Raw genomic sequence first — 20,391 nt, 5'->3', positions numbered from 1 at the left:
TTGTTCCGACCGAAAGAACGATCGGAACAAACCCATTTCCAACTTAAGCTTCCTGTTCACTTTTACGGGTGTACACTTCCTTTAGCGCCCCCCAAAAAATCAGTGAAAGAATAAAGAGAATGGTTCCGTAAACCGGGGTAATCATACTCACTTTTAAGCCACCGGCCACCAACGACGGAGATATATCGCCAGCCACCTCAATGGCATCAAAGGCCATAATCAAGCCAATAGCTTGCCCCAAAAAACCTGTAACCATGGCTAAACTTCCAAAGAGTAATATCAATCCAAGGCCACTTTTCGTAACTTTTCCCTGTACAAAAAAATGAACCAGCTTTTGTACAGTAAAGACCAGCATGCCAATTCCCCAGATGGTAACAAGTGACATAAACGTTGGTCCTCCCATGTAGAATAAATCAAACAGTTTCATGATCGTTAAATTTAAGGTTAATATCATGATACGAAGTTAGGAACGGCGCATTTTTTCACCTCATTTTATCGACCAACAGCACCAAAAGGCAAGGATTCGACCCGACCTGAATTTTTCAGCCTCAGCCCAAAGCCCAATACCTTTCAACCACCTTTTGAAGTTATTCATCGACATTCTTTTCATCTCAGCCCTTTTTTTCAGTAATTTGATCCTCAGATTTGATGCTCATGAAGATCTTCCAAAAACGAATAGCAGAAACGATGCGACCGATCGGAATTATGAAAGTCGGCCAGCATCTGCTGTTTTGGATTGTTTCGTATTTGTTTTTCATCCTGTTTTTTGGACGCGCCAACCGCGACTACCAAACCACGATTATTTTTGCCTCACTCCTGTTTCCATTGGCCATCGTCACCAGCTACTTCCTGAATTATTTTCTGATTCCCCATTTTCTATACAAAAACAAGACAGGTAAGTTCGTGCTATTCCTGGGCTATACCATCGTATTCACGCTTTGGGCCGAGCTCATCATCAGCATGTTTGTGTTTGTCATTGTCAGCGATTTTCAGTTTTACAAGCTCGACCCCACTTCCTTCGACATGGTCTTTCTGCTGGTTGGGCTGTATTTTATTATCCTGGCCTTCATTGCCATTGAGCAGGTTAAGCGGGCCTTCGATATAAAAAAAGAAAACACCCGACTGGAAAAGCGACAGCTGGAAACCGAACTCAAACTGCGGGAGTCTGAACTAAAAGTGCTTCGGGCACAAATTCATCCCCACTTTCTATTCAACACCCTGAACAACCTGTATGGTTTAACGCTTGAAAAATCGGAGCTGGCACCGGAGCTGGTACTCAAACTTTCCGATTTAATGGACTACATGCTTTACAAATGCAACCGCCCCAAAGTTCCTCTGGAGAGCGAGCTGAATCATTTGAAGAATTACATGGAAATTGAGCGGATACGCTACGGGCAGCACTTGAAAATCGACTTCAGGCAGGAAGGTGATCCCAGCTCCCTGGAGATTGCGCCCATGCTCTTACTGGCTTTTTTCGAAAACGCCTTTAAACACGGGGTCAGCAAGTCCATTCAGAATCCGTTTGTCCAAATTGACCTGCGCATTACCGGCCAGCAGTTTGAACTTCGGATTTTAAACAGCCGCAACCCGCTAACCACTCAAAACGAAGACTATACCCAGGGTATCGGCCTGAAGAACGTCAGAAAGCGGCTGGAGTTGATTTATCCAGACACCCATCAGTTGGAAATCAAACCCGAAGCCAATACCTTTGAAATTAAGCTTCAGCTAAAACTGGACGCGCTAAGCGCACCTCAACAAGAAAACCTATGGACGAACTAACTTATAACTGTTTGATTGTTGACGATGAACCCATTGCCATTCGGGTGATCAAAAATCACCTTCAGGAATTTAAAAACCTGAAACTGGTAGGCGAATGCAACCATGCCATTGAAGCCATTGAAGTGCTGTCGAAGCACCGGGTAGACCTGTTGTTTTTAGACATCCAGATGCCCCAGATTACCGGCGTTGAGTTGCTAAAAAACCTGAATCATCCGCCTAAGGTCATCTTCACCACGGCTTACCGCGATTATGCCATCGAAGCTTTTGAACTGGATGTGGTGGACTACCTGCTGAAACCCATCTCCTTGCTTCGTTTCACCAAAGCCATCAACCGGTTCTACCAACGAATGAACGAAACAAGCCCTGCTGAAGTTCCACCCACCGACTCGGCTCACAAACCAGACCATTTGTTTTTGAAGGCAGACAAGAAACTGCACAAGGTTTTGTTTGAAGAACTTATTTACCTGGAAAGCTTTGGCGATTACGTCATTGCCCACACTGAAAAAGGGAAGATAACCACCAAAGAACGTATCAGTCATTTGGAAGAGCAGCTACCACAAGACCGCTTTCTTCGCGTTCATCGCGGCTTCATTATTGCCACAACCAAGATTTCAGCCATCCAGCCGGGGCTGGTTGAGCTGGGCAAATTCAAAATTCCGGTGGGCCGCAGCTACAAATCGGCACTCGAAAAATTAATTCCAAAGCCCTGAAAGGCGCATAAAAAAAGGGCAAACGCCAGACCGAAAAAAAAAATATTTGAAGTGCATTTTTTTGAATCAACCTATTATTCAAATAATTACTTTTGTTTCTGGAAATTAAAATCGCTTTCCAAGGTTCACAAAAAGGATGATCAAGAAAATAAAGCAAGTGCAAAAAGTACTCGAAGAAGCTGCTTTGCACACCCAGCAATTTCAAAAAACAAGTCAAATAAGCTGCCTGTCGGGATGCTTCAAGTGTTGTCTTAAAAAAGACATTTACGCCAGCCCGCTGGAATTTCTCCCTTTTGCCTATCACCTGTATGAAACCAAGCAGGCAGATGCTTTTTACGATCAGTTGGAAAGCCGCACGGAAACCATATGCGCCCTCTTCAGCCCACTCAGCTCCGATGGCTGGGGATGTATTGAATACGAATACCGCGGCTTGATCTGTCGGCTGTTTGGCTATTCAACCACCTCGGATAAAATGGCTCAAAGGCGCATGGTAAGCTGCAAACCCCTGAAGGAAACGCGCGAGTACCAAACCATGCAGCCCGACACCCTTCAGCAGGCGCCTTTATTTCAGGATTACTACATGCAGCTGGCTTCCATCGACTGGCAGCTGGCCAACGAGAGCCTGCCGATCAACCAAGCCATCAAACGCGCAATAGAAATGGTGCTCACCTATTTCACGTATACCGACAACAAGTGGAGTGCTTAGGTAAATTGAAGCGCAGACAGCTACAGCGTTAACCCATTTTGGGGGTTTAGGCGCTTTGGGTTCCCTGATTTTGGAGGGTACAGCGATGAAGTCCGATGAGTGTGTTTCCGGCAAGCTTATCTTTCGTGCATTGCACCGTAGCCCAAAGCATCCGTCTTGCCAGTAACCTTGTCTCCTTATTGAGAGACATTTGTACCAGGCCATTCGCTCTTCATCCAATCAGCTTAAAGCATCGTTGTTCATGCACAACCACAAAGCTTGGAGTGATAATCAAGTATTCGAATCCGTATTCTACACCTTTCTGGTACCGAAAAGGATCCCTCCCCTCATGAGCGACACAATCAGAAGCTTGGAATACCTTCCCCATGACATGGGCAACCAATCCGTAACGCTGGAAAGCGTCCTCATGGCGTGGGCGACCAATCCGCAAGCCCGGAAACCTTCCCCATGGCATGGGCAGCCAATCCGTAACGCTGGAAACCTTCCCCATGGCATGGGCGACCAATCCGTCAGCCCGGAAAGCGTCCCCATGGCGTGGGCGGCCAATCCGCAAAGCTGGAAGCGTTCCCGTTTAGGCTTTTCACCCCAAACCAATGAAGGCGGAAAGAAGCCAGCGTATCTGCTGTTTCTCTCCGCCTTCCAAAGCTTTTATCGAAACGGAAGTTCTTGTAAACTTTCTTCCGTGACTTAATTCGGTTACTGCCTGGCTATAGATTAAGCCAACAAAGCTTTCACCTTATCGGCAATGTCTTTTCCATCGGCCTGTCCGGCCAGTTGTTTCGAAGCAATTCCCATCACTTTCCCCATGTCTTTCATGCCGCTGGCACCTACTGATTCAATAATGGTTTTAATGGTTGCCTCCAACACTTCATCACTCATTTTCTCGGGCAGGTACACTTCAAATACCTCCACCTGCTTCATCTCTTGCTCGTATAAATCTTCGCGACCCTGTTCTTTGTAAATGGTAGCCGAGTCGCGTCCTTGCTTGGCCAGTTTCTGAATCACCTTCACCACTTCCTGGTCGTCCAGTTCGGCGTTGGCACCTTTGGCCGCCCGTGCTTCAAGCAAAACTTTCTTAATCGCACGGATCGCTTCCAATTTATCCTTTTCGCGGGCTTTCATGGCCGCTTTCATATCTTCGTTAATCTGATCAAATAATCCCATTGCTTGGTAATTTTAAAATGATTAATTCGTGTGTTCTAACCCTTAGTCGACTTTGTCGTGCAGGTAGGAGTTGTTGTCCCGCAATTTGGTGTTATCCTCCTCATCGGGCGATAAGGAAAAGCGCGACAATTTCTCTTCAAATTTCTTTTTCACATTCTGAAGATTCACCTTTTTCCGACGGTAGGCCGGTATGTTCTCCAGCTCGTCCACTTCTTCATCGGAGGATGAGGAATAATCCAGCTTCACCGAATATTCCTTCGCAGGATCAACTGACGTTGAGCTTCCGTACAGCTCGTCAAATTCATCTTTGGGTTTATTGATTTCGAACTCAATTGCCTGCTGGTTAATGCTTGCCCGTTTGGGCTCACCCCCGGTAAAGGGCACCCGGGCCTCTGCCTTGGGGCGTGGCGGCGCTACCGATTGCGGCTCATCCACCAGGGTATGGTAGGTTTTCTCCACTTTGCGGGCAGCCATCATCTCCGGAATACTGCTCACGCTGAATCCGGTGGCAATAATGGTGACCGAAATTTCTTTTCCCAGCTTTTCATCATGCCCGTTCCCCCAAATCAAATCCGCATCATGTCCGGCTTTGGCCTGCACATAGTCCGTAATCTGACCAATTTCATCCATCGTCACTTCTTCTTCTCCTGAAGTAATGTTCAGCAAAATATTGCGGGCTCCATTGATGTCGTTATTATTCAGCAGGGGTGAGTTCAGGGCTTCTTCAACGGCACGCAGGGCCCGGTCTTCACCTTCGGTTTTGGCCGATCCCATGATGGCCACACCACTGGTACGCATCACCGTTTCCACATCGGCAAAGTCCACATTGATATAGCCCGGAACGGTAATAATCTCGGCAATACCTTTAGCAGCGGTAGTCAGCACATTATCCGCCTTGGCAAACGCTTCCGAGATTTTAAAGTCACCGTACATCTCGCGAATACGCTCATTGTTGATGACCAGCAACGAATCCACATGATTCTCCATTTCTGCAATCCCGTCAATGGCTTGCTTAATGCGTCGGCGCCCTTCGTTGCGGAACGGAAGGGTAACAATGCCCACGGTCAGAATGTCCAGTTCTTTGCAGGCTTCGGCAATTACCGGAGCAGCTCCGGTACCGGTTCCGCCCCCCATTCCGGCGGTAATAAACACCATTTTGGTGGAAGCCTGCAAGGTATTTTTGATCTCCTCAATGCTTTCAATTGCTGCTTCGCGGCCAACTTGCGGCTTGTTTCCCGCACCACGTCCTTCCGTCAGCGATTCTCCAAGCTGAAGTTTCAACGGCACAGGGCTGTTCTTCAGCGCCTGCTCATCCGTATTGCACAGCATAAATCCCACATCTTTAATTCCTTGCTGAAACATGTGGTTAACTGCGTTTCCACCTCCACCACCTACACCTATTACCTTAATAATTTCTTCTGAGCTTGTATTTAAATCGAAGTTTATGATATCGCTTGCCATAGACTTTTTCTTCTTAATCGTTAATTCTCAATTTCTTCATCCTGATCATCAAAAAAACGGTTAAACTGGCGCTGAAACCAGCTGTCAGTTGTTCCATTTTCCTGGTTTTCTTCAGAGACCAGTTCCTGCTTTCGTTTTGCTTTCGACTTGCCGGATTGGTTTTTTCGAGTGCGAGATGCTGCCTGGGGCTGCACCTGATGTACTTCATTTTCAAGAATCAGCTGGTCTTCTTCATCTTCCAGGTTAATTTCACAGGCTTGTTCTTCCAAAACCACTTCTTCTTTGGGTTCCTTTTTCTGTAACAAACTGTTCGGGTTTTTGTCAAACCGAGTTGCAATCAAGGTGACACTAACTTTGTTTTCGAGCCGTTTATCCAGACTGTTTCCCCAAATAATGTTCGCATCCTGCCCCGCCTTTTCCTGCAGAAATTCGATGATATCGCCAATCTCTCCCATTCTGACTTCCTCTTCTCCCGAGGTAATGTTCAGCAAAATATCTTTCGTCCCCTTGATGTCATTACTGTCCAGCAAAGGTGACTCCAGCGCTTTAAGCACCGCTTCCATAGCCCGACCATCGCCTTCGGCCACTCCGGTTCCCATAATAAATACATCACTTCCGGCCATCACGGTATGCACATCGGCATAGTCAATGTTAATGTTTCCGTGAAGCGTAATGATTTCGGCGACTCCTTTTACAGCTGTCCCTAAAATATTATCAGCCTTTTTGAACGCCTGAGAGGCCGGCAAATCGCCGTAAATCTTGTGTAGCTTTTCATTACTAATCACCAGCAAGCTATCCACATGCTCCTTGAGTTTTTCCACCCCTTCCAAAGCCTGTTGGAAGCGTCGTTTCCCTTCGGCCGGAGCAGGAATAGTTACCACAGCAATTGTCAGAATATCCAATTCCCGGGCCAGTCCGGCAATCACCGGCGCCGCTCCGGTACCGGTTCCGCCACCCAGTCCCGCCGTAATAAACAGCATCTTGGTCGTGCCTTCCAGCACCCCACGAATATCATCCAGGTTTTCAATGGCCGCCTGTTCTCCCTGCAAAGGCATGTTTCCGGCGCCCCGTCCTTCCGTCAAACTGACACCTAATTGAATTTTTATCGGCACGGGACTTGTCCGCAAGGCCTGCGCATCCGTGTTACAAATCAAAAAGTCAACACCTTCAATGCCTTCTCCAAACATGTGGTTGACTGCGTTGCATCCGCCACCTCCCACACCTATCACTTTGATGATAGACGACTTTGATTCCTGAAATCCAAAATTTAAGATGTCCTCCGTCATATTCGGGGATTTTTCGTGATTTTAAAACATTTCCGTATCCTGTTCATCATCGAAGAACAGCGTCACCTGGCGCGTTACTTCCTTTTTCATTTGCGAGAAGAAGCCAGGCTGAGTGGAGCGTACTTTCTTTTTCTTCGCTTTGAAGAAAAACTCTTTAGTCGGTTCTTGTTCTGTTTCATTCAATGCCATTTGAAGCAAGCCTAAAACCGTCGCATTCCGAGGGTCTTCCAGCTCTTTATACTGGTCGCCCAGTTTTAAGCGCGGAATGCCTTTGCGAACGTCCAACCCGGTTTGAAACTTAATCAGTTGCCCCAGGTTAGGCATCAGTGCGCTACCACCGGTAAGCACAATGCCGGCTCCAACCTGATCCATGTAACCCGATTTTTCGAGCTGAAAGAAAAAGGCTTCAATAATCTCTTCCATGCGGGCCTGAATAATAAAAGCCAGGCTTTTGAATGAAATTTCCTTAGGCTCCCAACCCGAAATACCGGGAATGGTCACCACTTTATCTTCCGGGGCAAAATCGCCCATCGCTTGTCCAAACTGTACTTTCAACGATTCGGCCTGACGCGCCAAAATCGTACAGCCTTCTTTAATATCGTGTGTAATCACATTGCCTCCAAAAGGAATCAGGGCTGAGTAACACAAAACGCCATCCCGGTAGACAGCCATTTTGGTGGTTCCGCCTCCGATGTCGAGCAGCACAACGCCCGCTTCCTTTTCATCCTCCGAAAGCAGCATTTCCGAGGAAGCCAACGGATCAATCATCGTTTTACGGATGGTAATTCCCGCCCGCTCAAAGCAAAGTTTCAGGTTCTCTTCGTACACTTCAGGAGCAACAAGCAATTTAAAATCAGCCTGCATCTTTTCGCCCGCCATGCCCACGGGATTCGGAATCCCCGCCTCATGATCAATGGTGAAAAGCTGGGGAGAAGTATGGTAAATTTTGTATCCGGCAGGAAGGTCAACCTTTTTCACCTGCTGAAAGAGAGCATCCACATCTTCTTCCGACACAATCCGACGCTCGCCGATGTACCGTTCCCCCTTGTTGGTCAAAGTCTTCAGCTGCTGCCCAACAATGTTGACGTAAACCTCTTCAATATCTCCCTGAAAGGCATCTTCAGCCTGACGAATAGCTTCGTGAATAGCAGAAAAGGCTTCATCGATATTCAGCACGACACCACGCTTCACTCCCATGGAGCGCGCTTTTCCGTAACCCAGAATCTCAATTTTACCGGCTTCATTTTTCCTGCCGGCCACTACAACCACCTTGGTGGTACCGACATCAACGGCTGCTACTATTTTTCCACTCTTGCTCATATACTCTATTTTTTAGTGCACACGACCTGGTTCGTATATTTCAAATTTATTTTCGAATAATGATCCCATCCTGTTGAAGAAAATGCCTGCTCGTAAAGGGCTTTCAAATTCCTCAGTTTGATTTTATAATCGGATGGTTTTCCAAATTCAACCAATTGATCGCCAATCAGTGTTGACATAATCAGCTCTCCATTGGCATTCACCTGCATCTGCTCAATCTGGGCATGCCAGAATTCATCGCCATGAATAAAATTGATCAGCGACAACAATTCCTCCCGGGCATATTTTTCACTTGGCTGTCCGCTAACGAGCAATACCCGGCTGGTAAAAGCACCACTTGCCGGAATACGCACCCCTTCGCTATCCAGGTAAAAATCTTCCTTGGCATTTCTGATTCGCACGACAGGCTCTCGCTGCGCCACTTCCACAATCAGTTTGCCTTTAAAATCCATATCCTGCCCCACCACCCGGCGGTAGATCTCAATATTTTTAATGGCGGTTTCCTTTTTCAAAGCCCGCTCAAGCTGCTCGGTGTTAATTTCATTTAACTTTTTTCCAAACAGTTTGTCATCAGCCTTTTTCACCAGCCGCATAATTTCTTCTTCGTCAATAAAACGGGGCGAATCTTCGTGAATTCGCACGATCAGGTCCTGACAGCTGACCCGTGCCAACTTACCTGAAGAGAATGCCATGGTGATGGCAACCACAACCACCAGCAGTCCCAAAGCCCCTATTTTTATGACTGATTTAAACATGCTCTACCTCCTTCAAAATAGCTTTAACAGGCTCCACCAAGGTGTCAATATTACCGGCTCCCATCATCAGAATCACCCCGTCGTCGAGCTTTTCAGCCCAGGCGGGGAATGCTGCTTTGGTAACCAGTTGCTTGTTTTCGTTTTTAAGCTGATCAAAAATCAAGGCTGAACTCACGCCTTCCATCGGCTTTTCACGCGCCGGATAGATATCCAGCAAAATGATTTCATCCAATTGGTCCAGCTCGCGGGCAAAGTCGTCAGCAAAGTCACGTGTGCGACTAAACAGGTGCGGTTGGAAAATACCAGTTACCTTACGACCGGCAAACATGTCGCGCACCGAAGCAATCGTCGCTTTCAATTCTGCCGGATGATGTGCATAATCATCAATCAGAATGAACCGTTTGCTGCGGTACTGTATGTCGAAGCGACGTTTCACCCCCTGATAAGCGGCCAGTGCCATCAGTAGCTCTTCAGAAGTTACTCCGGCCAGCAAGGCCAGCGATGAAGCAGCAACCGCATTTTCCACATTCATTAGTCCCGGATAATTCAGGTGTACTCCTTCAATTTTCCCTTTCAGATGAACCAGGTCAAACTGGTAAGCTTCGTCAACCAGCTCGATATTTTCGGCATAAAAATCAGCTTTCTCGTTAAGCGAATAGGTATAGTAACGAACCTTACTTTCCGGTTTCTGATCGACTACCAGACCTTTTTTAACGACCAAGGCTCCGCCGTCTTTCACCTGACCGGCAAAAGCATTAAACGAATCCAGTAAAGCCTGCTGCGTTCCATAAATATCCAAATGGTCGGCATCCATTGAAGTGATCACCGCCAGGTTAGGGAACAGCTGCAAAAACGAACGGTCAAACTCATCAGCTTCAGCAACGACCCAATCACTCTGAGCATCCAACAGCAGGTTGCTTTGGTAGTTTTTGGAAATGCCCCCCATAAAAGCCGTACACCCCAATTCCGAGCGATGCAGGATATGCGCCAGCATCGTCGAAACGGAAGTTTTTCCATGGGTACCAGCCACCGCACAACATTGCAATTCATGGCAAATCATGCCCAGCACTTCCGAACGCTTTTTCATCACAAAACCATGGTTTTCGATAAAAGTCCGCTCTCCCAAATCAGCGGGAACAGCAGGTGTATAAACGACCAGGCAAACTTCTTTTTGCAAATGATCAGCCAGCCAGTCAGGCTGATCCTCGTAATGCACATCGATGCCTTCGGCCTGCAGGGTTTGGGTAAGCTTGGTCTCCGTTCGGTCGTAGCCCGACACGGCATAGCCGGCATGCTTGAAGTAGCGAGCCAAGGCGCTCATCCCAATTCCTCCAATTCCAAGGAAATAAACCTGCTTAATATGTGTTAACCCAATCATTTACTTCTTTGCTTCATTTAATATCACTTCGACAATATCGGCCGTGGCATTCGGTTTTGCCATTTTCAGGCTGTTCTCCGACAATGTCTTCAGTCGTTCTTCATTCTGAACCAGCTCCAGGGCCACCGGGAACAATTTTTTAACGGCTTCAAAATCTTTCACCATTTCAGCGGCATCATTTTCTACCAAAGCCATGGCATTTTTAGTCTGATGATCCTCAGCTACATTGGGTGAAGGCACCAACACGGAAGCTTTTCCCAACAAGCAAATTTCAGAAATTGTACTTGCTCCTGCCCGCGAAATAACCAGATCAGCGGCGGCATAAGCCAAATCCATTTGCGACAAGAACTCATAGAGGTGAATATTCTTACGCAGTTGTCCGTTGAACCGCTCCAATATTTCTTTATAATAAAATGATCCGGATTGCCAGATAATCTGTACTCCTGATTTGGATATCAAATCCAGGTTTTTCAGAATACTTTCATTCAAGGTGCGGGCTCCCAAACTTCCCCCCATGACCAGTATCACCGGCTTCCCTTCACTCAGGCCAAAGGTTTTATAGGCCACTTGTTTGTCCACCTTGTTCAACAAGGTTTGACGAAAAGGGTTTCCCGTAAGCACAATCCGCCATTTGGGAAAGTATTTTTCCATATTGGGATAGGCCACACAAATCTTTTTTACCCGTTTAGCCAGCCACTTGTTGGTTTTTCCGGCATACGAGTTTTGCTCTTGCAAAATGGTTGGAATGCCTTTTCGTGAGGCCGCTTTCAATACCGGTCCGCTGGCAAATCCACCAACACCAACCACCACGTCCGGCTTGAAGTCCCGAACGATTTTGCGGGCTTTAAGCATACTTACAAATAAGAACCACACAAAACTGAACAGTTTCAAGGACAACTTACGCGGCAAGCCAATGACCGGCAAACCAATAATTGGGTAACCAGCAATCGGAACACGCTCCATTTCCATTTTGCCTTGCGCACCTACAAACAGGATATCAACTTCAGGAACTTGCGCCTTAATTTCATTGGCTATGGCCAGGGCCGGAAAGATATGCCCTCCGGTTCCTCCTCCGCTGATTATTACTTTTAATTTTTCCATTTTACAGTTCCTCATCTTCATCCGGCATGTCAATCATGACCGGTGGTTCTACAACTTCTTTGTTTCGCTGGTTGTGATAACTGACCGATAAAATTGCGCCAAAAGAAACAGCGGTAAACAGCATGGAAGTACCTCCCATACTAACCCAGGGCATCGGCTGCCCCGTTACCGGAGCAACTCCCACGGAAACCGCCATATTAATTATGGCTTGAAAAACCAGCAACAAAACCAGCCCCGCTGTTAAAAATGCGGGGTATGTCCTGTTGGACCTTCGGACAATAACCACTCCCCGATACAAAAGAATCAGGTATAGCAAGGCAACAAAAAAACCTCCAAAAATGCCATACTCCTCAATAATGATGGCATAGATAAAGTCATTGTACGCCGCTTCCATGTAATTGCTCACTTCACTTTGTCCCGGTCCTTTCCCGAGCATTCCTCCTTCATAAATGGCCAGCTTGGCATAGTCGGCCTGGGTAGTTCCCAATTCAGCATGATCATCGCCAAAGATAAAGTCGTCGATTCGCTCCTTGAAGGTGTGAACACGTCCAACCGAGGCCGGAATAAAGTCAGCGGTAAAGTACACTGTCGTTAATAAGAGCAAGCCTCCGCCTACCGTAATCAATAAGTATTTGGCAGGAATACGGGCAATCAGCATCAAAATCATGATGCACATGAAAATCAGTCCTGCGGTGGAAATATCTCCCAAAAAGATAATGCCACAAACAAGGCCGCTAGCACCCATTACCCAATAAAAAGCTTTTCTCAGTTCTTCCCGCGACTTCTGTCTCTTGGCCAGCACCTTAGCCACAAACATCATCAACGATATTTTGGCCAGTTCAGCCGGCTGAAAGCTCAGAAAGCCCAGGTCAAGCGAACGCGGAGTGGCTTTGCCCGGGCTCAGCTTATACTGGACAAAGGCTGCCACCAGCGCACCCACCGTAACCACCAAAAGCAAGGGCGCGATGTACGTATAAAATTTGACCGGAATAACATTGACCAGAAAAGCAATGAGCCCAAATCCCAATAGCAAAAATATGAGCTGTCGTCCCAGGTAATAAAAGGTATTACCGCCTGCTTCGCGATAAGCCAAACGCCCGGTTGCACTGTAGACAATCAACAGTGAAATGAGTGATAAAAGACCAAGTACCACCCACAAAATTCGGTCACCTTTCAATAATTTTCCCAAGGAGAAATTCATTCCAGTTTCTATATTATTAGTCCTGTTTCCAGTTTTATATGCTACACAAAAAAATCAAATCAACAATCCATCGTCACATGGATGTGCCTACAATTCGCGAACAGCGTCTTTAAACTGACGCCCACGATCTTCGTAGTTCTCGAACAAATCGAAGCTGGCACAAGCCGGCGACAATAAAACGGTCTCGCCATTTTTAGCCAGGTAATAAGCCGATCGTACCGCATCGGTCATATCTTCAGTTTCAATAATATCAGGCACTAAACCGGCAAAAGCTTCCTTGATCTTTTGATTGTCAACCCCCAGGCAAATGATGGCCCTGACCTTGTCTTTCACCAAATCATTTAACGCCTCATAGTCATTCCCTTTATCAACACCGCCGGCAATCCAGATGATCGGTTTGCTGACACTTTCCAAAGCATACCAGGTCGAATTCACATTGGTCGCTTTAGAATCGTTGATAAACTCAATCCCATGTACGGTTAAAAAACGTTCGAGCCGGTGTTCGACTCCTTTAAAATCAGATAAACTTTCTCTGATCTTGTCGTTTTTTATGGTTAACACCATACCCGCCAAGCCTGCGGCCATCGAGTTGTAGGTGTTATGTTTTCCTTGTAATGCAATATCAAAAATGGACATATTGAATGATTTTTTTTTCCAGTTGATAACTAAATCTTCGCCTTCAATTCCCGCTCCATTTCCCGGAGCTTTTTCCCAGCCAAATGGCAGGCAGGTAGCTGAAATGGATCTTTTATCCAGCTCCTTTTGAATGATTGGATCATCTGCTCCGTAAATGAAAAAGTCATTTGCTGTTTGGTTTTGCAGAATCCGGAACTTGGAGTTCACATAATTCTGCAGTTGATAGTCATATCGGTCCAGATGATCCGGAGTGATGTTCAACAGAATGGCCACGTCTGCTTTAAACTCATACATGCCGTCGAGCTGGAAGCTGCTCAACTCAAGCACATAGTACTCATACGTTTTTTCGGCCACCTGCCAGGCAAAACTTTGCCCCACATTTCCGGCTAATCCGACCTTTAAGCCAGCTGTTTGCAGCAAATGATAAATCAGCATGGTTGTGGTGGTCTTGCCATTGCTTCCGGTAATACAAATGGTTTTTGCCTGGTTGTAACGACCGGCAAATTCAATTTCCGAAATCACGGGAACTCCCCGTGCTTTGAGCTTCTTTATCAAGGGAGCCGCATCAGGCACCCCTGGACTTTTGACCACCAGGTCAGCATTCAGAAGTTGCTCTTCCGAATGTTTTCCTTCTTCAAAAGGAATCGTATACTTGATTAGAACGTCTTTATATTTATCCTGAATCTTTCCGGCATCCGAGACCCAGACATCAAAACCCTGTTTCTGAGCTAAAATGGCGGATCCCACACCGCTTTCACCAGCACCTATGACGACAAGCCGCTTTGCCATGGTTAACGCATTTTAAGAGTCACAATGGTAAATACAGCCAGGATAATTCCTACAATCCAAAACCGGGTAACGATTTTGGGTTCGGGAATTCCTTTTTTCTGGTAATGATGATGAATCGGGCTCATCAGGAAAACCCGTCTACCTTCACCGTATTTTTTCTTGGTGTACTTGAAATAAGCCACCTGAATAACGACCGATAAATTTTCGAGCAGGAAAATGCCGCACAAAAGCGGAATCAGAATTTCCTTACGAATGACCACCGCAAAAACGGCCAGGATTCCTCCCAAGGCCAGACTTCCGGTGTCGCCCATAAATACCTGGGCCGGATACGAGTTGTACCACAAAAACCCAACGGTGGCCCCAATAAAAGCAGAGATAAACACGGTCAGCTCTCCAATATTGGGGATATACATGATATTCAGATAATCGGAATAAATAATGTTTCCACTTACATAAGCCAGAATACCCAAGGTAGCTCCGCTAATCGCCGAAGTTCCGGTTGCCAGTCCGTCAATGCCATCCGTCAGGTTGGCGGCGTTGGAAACTGCCGTAATAATCAGAATGATGGCCAACGCATAGATCAGCCAGCGCCAGAACTCACCACGTTCTCCGGCAAAAGGAACCAGCCAGGCATAGTCAAACTCATGATTTTTAATGAATGGAATGGTCGTGCGAGTCGACTTCACATCATTGGTAATGACACGAACCTCTTGCATGCCTGTTTCAACATCCACAACAATTTCTTTTTTATAATCGCCGGTCACCGAAAGCACTTTCTCACGCACAATCACATCCTCTGAAAAATAAAGGGTAGACGCCACAATGATACCGAGACTCACTTGCCCCAGAATTTTAAACCGGCCTGCCAATCCCTTTTTGTCCTTTAAGAAGACTTTGATGTAATCATCGGCAAAACCAATCAGCCCCAGCCACACGGTGGTTACCAACATCAGCAGAATGTAAATATTGTCCAAGCGTGCAAACAGCAATGTGGGGATAATAATCGATGCCAAAATAATCAAGCCCCCCATGGTAGGCGTGCCTTTTTTCTGCAATTGTCCCTCCAGGCCCAAATCGCGCACTTCTTCTCCAATTTGCTTCCGCTGCAGGTAATTGATCAATTTACGGCCAAAACCCATTGTAATCAGCAACGAAGTGATCACCGCAGCTCCCGACCGGAATGAAATGTAAGGAACCATCCCCCATCCCGGAATATCTAAATCTCTTAACCACTCGTACAGAAAATAAACCATCTGCTTCTCCTATATTAAATTGAATACCTCTTTAATCACTTCTTTATCGTCAAAGTGGTGTTTCACACCCATAATTTCCTGGTAATCTTCATGCCCTTTGCCGGCTACCAGAATAATATCGCCGGGTTGTGCCAGCATGCATGCCGTACGAATTGCTTCCCGACGATTAACAATAGCCAGCACTTTGCCGGTTTGGTGCGGTTCAACACCAGTTTGCATATCTGCAATAATTTGCTCAGGCACCTCGCTACGCGGGTTGTCCGAAGTCAAAATCACTTTATCACTTTGCTGAACAGCTTCCTGCGCCATTATCGGTCGTTTGGTTTTATCACGATCGCCACCGGCACCAACCACCGTAATCACCTGTTCGTTTCCGGTTCGGATTTCCGTAATTCCGTTCAACACATTTTTCAAGGCATCGGGTGTGTGCGCATAGTCCACCACCGCATATTTACCTTCGGGCGAACGCAACATTTCAAACCGCCCTGCCACAGGCTTCAAGTCACTGATAACAGGCAAAACAGACTCAGCCGATTCGCCAAGCAACAAGGCCGATGCATACACAGCCATCAGGTTGTAAGCATTAAATACCCCGGCAAAATGCGTCCAAACTTCATGTTCGTCAATCCGCAGCAACATGCCATCAAAATGTTTTTCCAACACCTTGCACTTATAATCTGCCAAAGACTTCAATCCATATGTTTTTTTCACAGCCTTTGTATTCTGAAGCATGACCATACCGTTCTTTTCATCCGCATTGGTCAACGCAAAGGCCGTTTGTGGCAATTGGTCAAAAAACTTCTTCTTGGCTTTCAGATATTCTGCAAAGGTTTCATGGTAATCCAGGTGATCGTGGGTCAGGTTTGTAAAAATTCCGCCGTCAAACGCCACGCCTGAAATCCGTTCCTGATGAATCGCATGCGAGCTAACCTCCATAAAACAGTATTCACAGCCAGCATCAACCATTTTGGCCATCAGCGACTGAATTTGCAAAGCATCAGGAGTGGTATGTGTCGCAGGCAAGTCGTGGTCGCCTACATAATATTTAATGGTAGAAATCAAACCAACCTGGTAGCCCAGCTTTTGAAACAGCTGGTACAACAAAGTCGCAATAGTTGTTTTGCCATTGGTTCCGGTAACGCCAACCACCTTCAACTTTGCAGAAGGATTGTCGTAATAGTTGGCAGCCAATTGGCCCAAGGCAAGTGCCGTATCAGCCATTTTAATCAAACTAACACCTGTTGCTTCGACGCCCTCAAACTGCTGGGCAATCACTGCTACAGCACCTTGATCAATGGCTTTTTGAATGAACTGATGCCCATCCACATGCGTGCCGGCAACGGCAACAAAAACATCGCCCGCCTTTACCTGTCTTGAATCAAAATGCAGGCTTCCGACTTCAATAGCCAAGTTGCCTGCGACCAACTCATAGGTTTGCTTGTTTAATATTTTCTTTAAATTCATCATTAGCCTAAATCAATATAAATAGTTTGTCCGGCCCTAATCTTATGGCCTGCTTTCAGCGATTGTTTTTTCACCTTGCCAATTCCTTTCATTTTTACTTTTAATCCGGAACTTTCAAGCAAGTAGAGCGCATCGCTTCCGCCCATTCCGCGAACATCAGGCACCAAACCTTCTCCCACAGCCAGTTTTTCAACACTGAACTTTTCCTGATCCGGCTTCACCCGAATCAAGTCCGAGTCAACATCATCCGCATCCACATCCAGGTCCAGTTCATCAACAGCCAGGGCAATCTCATCTTTAAAACCCGACTTCACATCAGGTAGCTTGGCCAGCTGCTCTTCCTCGTTTTTGCGTGGTTCCATAAAACTGGCATACACTTTCCCAACAATCTCCTTAAATACCGGCCCAGCCACAGAACCTCCATAATACAAGCCCTTGGGCCCAACAATCACCACCACACAGGTGTATTGCGGGTCGTCGGCCGGAAAATAGCCGGCAAACGAAGCCTGGTAATTTTTTCGACCATCTTTGGTGTACCCCTGGTCGTTGTAGGCAACCTGCGCGGTTCCCGTTTTCCCGGCAATGGGGAAATAGGGGTTATTTAGCGAGCGTCCGGTTCCGGCACTGCACACCCCACTCAAAAGCTCCTGAGCTTTCACCAGGGTTTCTTTCGAACAGATAGCCGGATTGATCACTTCTGTTTTAAACTCCTTCTCCAACAGCCCATTTCGACGCACTTCCTTAACAAACTTCGGCTTCACCATTTTCCCGTTGTTGGCAACCGCATTGTAAAAAGTGGCCGTTTGCAGGGGCGTAAGTTTAATCTCATAGCCGTAGGAAATCCAAGCCAGCGACGGCCCCCACCAAACCTTGTCGGTGGGATATTTAATATAGGGAACACCTTCACCGGCAAACCCCAATCCCAGCGGTTTATTCAAGCCAAAATTGTAAATCCGGTCGATGTATTCTTCTTCGCGTCCTTCGTAATACTTCGTTATAATTTTAGCCACCCCCACATTGGAAGACAACTCAAATATCCGTTTCATGGTCAATTTACCATGACCTCCGTGATGATAGTCACTATCGTAAATGGTTTGGCCGTGGTAATTCCAGGCACCATTGCCTGTATCAAACACATCGGAGGTATCTACAAAACCATGCTCCATGGCAACCATCAACGACATCAGTTTAAAGGTTGAACCGGGCTCACTGCATCCTTCATTACCCAAGGCATAATTATATATCTCAGCATATTCACCGTCCTTGCGTCTCCCCAAATTGGCAATCGCTTTTACCTCGCCGGTTTTTACTTCCATCACGATGGCTGTTCCCCATTCCGCCTGTGAAGTCTTCATTTGACGATGCAATGCATTGCTGGCAAAATCCTGCAGGTTGACATTCAGCGTTGTGATTACGTCGCTGCCGTCCTTGGGTTCAACAATCGGCACATTGATCCAGCGTCCGGAATAATTGCGCTTTACCGCTTTCCCGTTCTCGCCACTCAGGTACCCCTCCATCAATCCTTCAATGCCGGAGTAACCAACATTACCATGAATACCACCAAAGGCACCTTTATTTAAGGTGCCAATCGTACGGCTAGCTAAATCAGAGTGCGGCATGACCCGTTCGTTATCGGTAACTACAATCAGCCCCGACCCAAAGCTGCTGCGCTCCATCATGGACAGACGCTTGAACCGCTGTAGCTGGTTGTAATTCACTTCATGCGGATAAATCAAAAACCAACGGCTTCCTTTTTTAAACGCCCGATCCATATTTCGCTTAAACTGACTTTTGGAAATGCCGAAGAATTCAGCAACTTCCAGCGCAAAAGCATCGGCTTTTTCCTGATAAACACGCTTAACCATCGGTGCTGCCAAATCCAGACGCAATGCGTATTTCGGCACAGAGGTGGCCAAAATACTTCCGTCGTCGGCACAAATATTTCCGCGCTTCGCCGGAATTTCAGCCGTATTGTTTTTCAGATTCTTCGCAATGGATTTCCATTTGTTGGTATCCATATTTTGAATCATGAAGATTTTTACCACGATGATAATTCCTATCAACGCAGCCAGAAAATAAATAATCCCAAAGCGGGCAGTTATGTCTTTTCTAATCTCCATTACTCCTCTTCCAATTTTTCAACATTCAGCTTCCGGGCCGGTTCTGTTGGCTCCAACAAATCCAAACCACTGGTTTTAACTTTATTGACGATTTCCGATGGCCGGTTCATCTTCATCAATTCCGTTTCGTAAGTCACCGATTCGGCACGCAACTCTTTAATCGAATCCTGAACCGCCTCCATCTTCCGGATAGTCTTTTCAGACCAGTAACGGTTCGAAATCATTAAAATGGCCAGAAATGCAATAAAAAAAACAAAAGGCATGTGCTTCAACGCTTTTTCGCTGGCCAACAAGCTGCCGCCCAAAAACGATTTCAACCCAATCCGGCGGGTTTTGCTTTTTCCTGATTTCGGCTCCTCTACACTCATACCTTTTCCGCTATTCGAAGTTTGGCACTTCGCGCTCTCGGATTTCTTGCAATTTCCTCGTCAGTCGGAATAATGACCTTCCGATTAACTGCTTTCAGCACCGAGCTTACGTTGCCGTAAAAGTCTTTCTCCTGCTTTCCTTCAAAGTTTCCGGCTTTAATAAAGTTCTTCACCAAGCGGTCTTCCAGCGAATGATAAGTTATTACTACCAGCCGGCCACCTGGCTTAAGCAGTTCTGCGCTCTGCTCCAAAAAGTCTTTCAGCACATCCAGTTCCCGGTTGGTTTCAATCCGAAGCGCCTGAAAGACCTTGGCCAGGTACTTGGCTTCATTCTTTTTCGACACACATTCGGCAATAACCGCTTTAAATTCATCGATGGTTTGAATGCGCTGCTGCTGGCGAGCTGCAACGATCTGTTTGGTCAGCCGGTAAGCGTTGTCTACTTCACCATATTCCCGGAAGATTTTAATCAGCTGTTCCTCACTGTAATCATTCACCACATCAGCTGCGGTTATTTTGGCATCGCGATTCATGCGCATATCCAACGCGCCTGAAAAACGGAAAGAAAAACCGCGCTCAGCCACATCAAAATCATGCGATGAAACTCCCAGGTCGGCCAAAATGCCATCAACCTTTTCAACTCCATGGTAACGCAAAAAATTGCGGATATATTTAAAATTGTGTCTTACAAAAATGAAACGCGGGTCGTCAAACGCATTGTTGGCGGCATCTTCATCCTGATCGAAACCAAACAAGTGTCCCGACTCAATAAACTTTAGTATTTCGCGGGAATGACCTCCCCCTCCAAAAGTGACATCTACATAGTCACCTTCTTTTTGAATGTTTAGTCCTTCGACACTTTCATTCAATAAAACCGGTATATGATACGGCTGCTCCACT

19 protein-coding genes are annotated in these 20,391 nt (G+C 46.5%); 3 read left to right on the top strand and 16 right to left on the bottom strand.

What is annotated here, in order from left to right:
- Positions 1 to 43 precede the first annotated feature (43 nt).
- Entirely contained in the window at positions 44 to 427 is a 384-nt protein-coding gene (locus ACRD6K_RS10875; protein ID WP_299580691.1) for a MotA/TolQ/ExbB proton channel family protein, read from the bottom strand.
- Between the two features lie 227 nt (positions 428 to 654).
- Here ACRD6K_RS10875 and ACRD6K_RS10870 point away from each other — a divergent pair, with 227 nt between their 5' ends.
- The 3 genes from ACRD6K_RS10870 to ACRD6K_RS10860 all read left to right on the top strand — a co-directional run bounded on the left by ACRD6K_RS10870 (position 655) and on the right by ACRD6K_RS10860 (position 3,195).
- Positions 655 to 1,779: a sensor histidine kinase gene (locus tag ACRD6K_RS10870; protein WP_299580694.1), complete on the top strand. Its 1,125-nt coding sequence runs from the start codon at positions 655 to 657 to the stop codon at positions 1,777 to 1,779.
- Positions 1,767 to 2,489, top strand: coding sequence for a LytR/AlgR family response regulator transcription factor (locus ACRD6K_RS10865; protein ID WP_299580697.1), 723 nt, complete (start codon positions 1,767 to 1,769; stop codon positions 2,487 to 2,489). Before ACRD6K_RS10870 ends, ACRD6K_RS10865 begins: the two co-directional genes overlap by 13 nt.
- A gap of 136 nt (positions 2,490 to 2,625) precedes the next feature.
- Positions 2,626 to 3,195, top strand: a complete 570-nt coding sequence (locus tag ACRD6K_RS10860; RefSeq protein ID WP_299580700.1) for a YkgJ family cysteine cluster protein — start codon at positions 2,626 to 2,628, stop codon at positions 3,193 to 3,195.
- 211 nt (positions 3,196 to 3,406) lie between these two features.
- On the opposite strand, the gene ACRD6K_RS10855 is transcribed toward ACRD6K_RS10860, so the two are convergent.
- From ACRD6K_RS10855 to rsmH, 15 genes are all read right to left on the bottom strand, one after another.
- Positions 3,407 to 3,748 (bottom strand): hypothetical protein, encoded by a 342-nt coding sequence (locus tag ACRD6K_RS10855; protein ID WP_430973275.1) that lies wholly within the window; start codon positions 3,746 to 3,748, stop codon positions 3,407 to 3,409.
- A gap of 161 nt (positions 3,749 to 3,909) precedes the next feature.
- Positions 3,910 to 4,359: a GatB/YqeY domain-containing protein gene (locus ACRD6K_RS10850; RefSeq protein WP_430973274.1), complete on the bottom strand. Its 450-nt coding sequence runs from the start codon at positions 4,357 to 4,359 to the stop codon at positions 3,910 to 3,912.
- Positions 4,360 to 4,401: 42 nt separating this feature from the next.
- Positions 4,402 to 5,820, bottom strand: a complete 1,419-nt coding sequence (gene ftsZ, locus ACRD6K_RS10845; protein ID WP_299580708.1) for a cell division protein FtsZ — start codon at positions 5,818 to 5,820, stop codon at positions 4,402 to 4,404.
- 20 nt (positions 5,821 to 5,840) lie between these two features.
- The gene (gene ftsZ, locus ACRD6K_RS10840; RefSeq protein ID WP_299580711.1) at positions 5,841 to 7,106 is read right to left on the bottom strand and encodes a cell division protein FtsZ; all 1,266 of its coding nucleotides are present in this window, start codon (positions 7,104 to 7,106) and stop codon (positions 5,841 to 5,843) included.
- A 21-nt stretch (positions 7,107 to 7,127) separates the two neighbouring features.
- Positions 7,128 to 8,426 (bottom strand): cell division protein FtsA, encoded by a 1,299-nt coding sequence (gene ftsA / locus ACRD6K_RS10835; RefSeq protein ID WP_430973273.1) that lies wholly within the window; start codon positions 8,424 to 8,426, stop codon positions 7,128 to 7,130.
- 5 nt (positions 8,427 to 8,431) lie between these two features.
- Positions 8,432 to 9,181 (bottom strand): cell division protein FtsQ/DivIB, encoded by a 750-nt coding sequence (locus ACRD6K_RS10830; protein WP_430973272.1) that lies wholly within the window; start codon positions 9,179 to 9,181, stop codon positions 8,432 to 8,434.
- Positions 9,174 to 10,559, bottom strand: a complete 1,386-nt coding sequence (gene murC / locus ACRD6K_RS10825; RefSeq protein WP_430973271.1) for a UDP-N-acetylmuramate--L-alanine ligase — start codon at positions 10,557 to 10,559, stop codon at positions 9,174 to 9,176. The genes ACRD6K_RS10830 and murC overlap by 8 nt, the downstream gene beginning before the upstream one ends.
- The gene (gene murG, locus ACRD6K_RS10820; RefSeq protein ID WP_430973270.1) at positions 10,560 to 11,660 is read right to left on the bottom strand and encodes an undecaprenyldiphospho-muramoylpentapeptide beta-N-acetylglucosaminyltransferase; all 1,101 of its coding nucleotides are present in this window, start codon (positions 11,658 to 11,660) and stop codon (positions 10,560 to 10,562) included. It lies immediately after the preceding gene.
- 1 nt (position 11,661) lies between these two features.
- Positions 11,662 to 12,861, bottom strand: coding sequence for an FtsW/RodA/SpoVE family cell cycle protein (locus ACRD6K_RS10815; protein ID WP_299580726.1), 1,200 nt, complete (start codon positions 12,859 to 12,861; stop codon positions 11,662 to 11,664).
- An 87-nt stretch (positions 12,862 to 12,948) separates the two neighbouring features.
- Positions 12,949 to 14,286 carry a UDP-N-acetylmuramoyl-L-alanine--D-glutamate ligase gene (gene murD, locus ACRD6K_RS10810; RefSeq protein ID WP_430973269.1) on the bottom strand — a complete coding sequence of 446 codons (1,338 nt, stop codon included), beginning with the start codon at positions 14,284 to 14,286 and terminating at the stop codon, positions 12,949 to 12,951.
- A 2-nt stretch (positions 14,287 to 14,288) separates the two neighbouring features.
- Positions 14,289 to 15,539 (bottom strand): phospho-N-acetylmuramoyl-pentapeptide-transferase, encoded by a 1,251-nt coding sequence (mraY, locus tag ACRD6K_RS10805; RefSeq protein WP_299580732.1) that lies wholly within the window; start codon positions 15,537 to 15,539, stop codon positions 14,289 to 14,291.
- A gap of 9 nt (positions 15,540 to 15,548) precedes the next feature.
- Complete coding sequence (locus tag ACRD6K_RS10800; RefSeq protein WP_430973268.1) at positions 15,549 to 17,006, bottom strand: UDP-N-acetylmuramoyl-L-alanyl-D-glutamate--2,6-diaminopimelate ligase; 1,458 nt, start codon at positions 17,004 to 17,006, stop codon at positions 15,549 to 15,551.
- Positions 17,006 to 19,123: a penicillin-binding protein gene (locus tag ACRD6K_RS10795; RefSeq protein WP_430973267.1), complete on the bottom strand. Its 2,118-nt coding sequence runs from the start codon at positions 19,121 to 19,123 to the stop codon at positions 17,006 to 17,008. The genes ACRD6K_RS10800 and ACRD6K_RS10795 overlap by 1 nt, the downstream gene beginning before the upstream one ends.
- Positions 19,123 to 19,491: an FtsL-like putative cell division protein gene (locus ACRD6K_RS10790; protein WP_430973266.1), complete on the bottom strand. Its 369-nt coding sequence runs from the start codon at positions 19,489 to 19,491 to the stop codon at positions 19,123 to 19,125. Before ACRD6K_RS10790 ends, ACRD6K_RS10795 begins: the two co-directional genes overlap by 1 nt.
- Positions 19,488 to 20,390 carry a 16S rRNA (cytosine(1402)-N(4))-methyltransferase RsmH gene (rsmH, locus tag ACRD6K_RS10785; protein WP_430973265.1) on the bottom strand — a complete coding sequence of 301 codons (903 nt, stop codon included), beginning with the start codon at positions 20,388 to 20,390 and terminating at the stop codon, positions 19,488 to 19,490. The genes ACRD6K_RS10790 and rsmH overlap by 4 nt, the downstream gene beginning before the upstream one ends.
- Position 20,391 lies beyond the last annotated feature (1 nt).

The organism is Sunxiuqinia rutila (genome assembly GCF_050589705.1).
In the GTDB taxonomy this organism is placed as follows: domain Bacteria; phylum Bacteroidota; class Bacteroidia; order Bacteroidales; family Prolixibacteraceae; genus Sunxiuqinia; species Sunxiuqinia rutila.
This window is presented reverse-complemented; position numbering and strand designations above follow the sequence as displayed.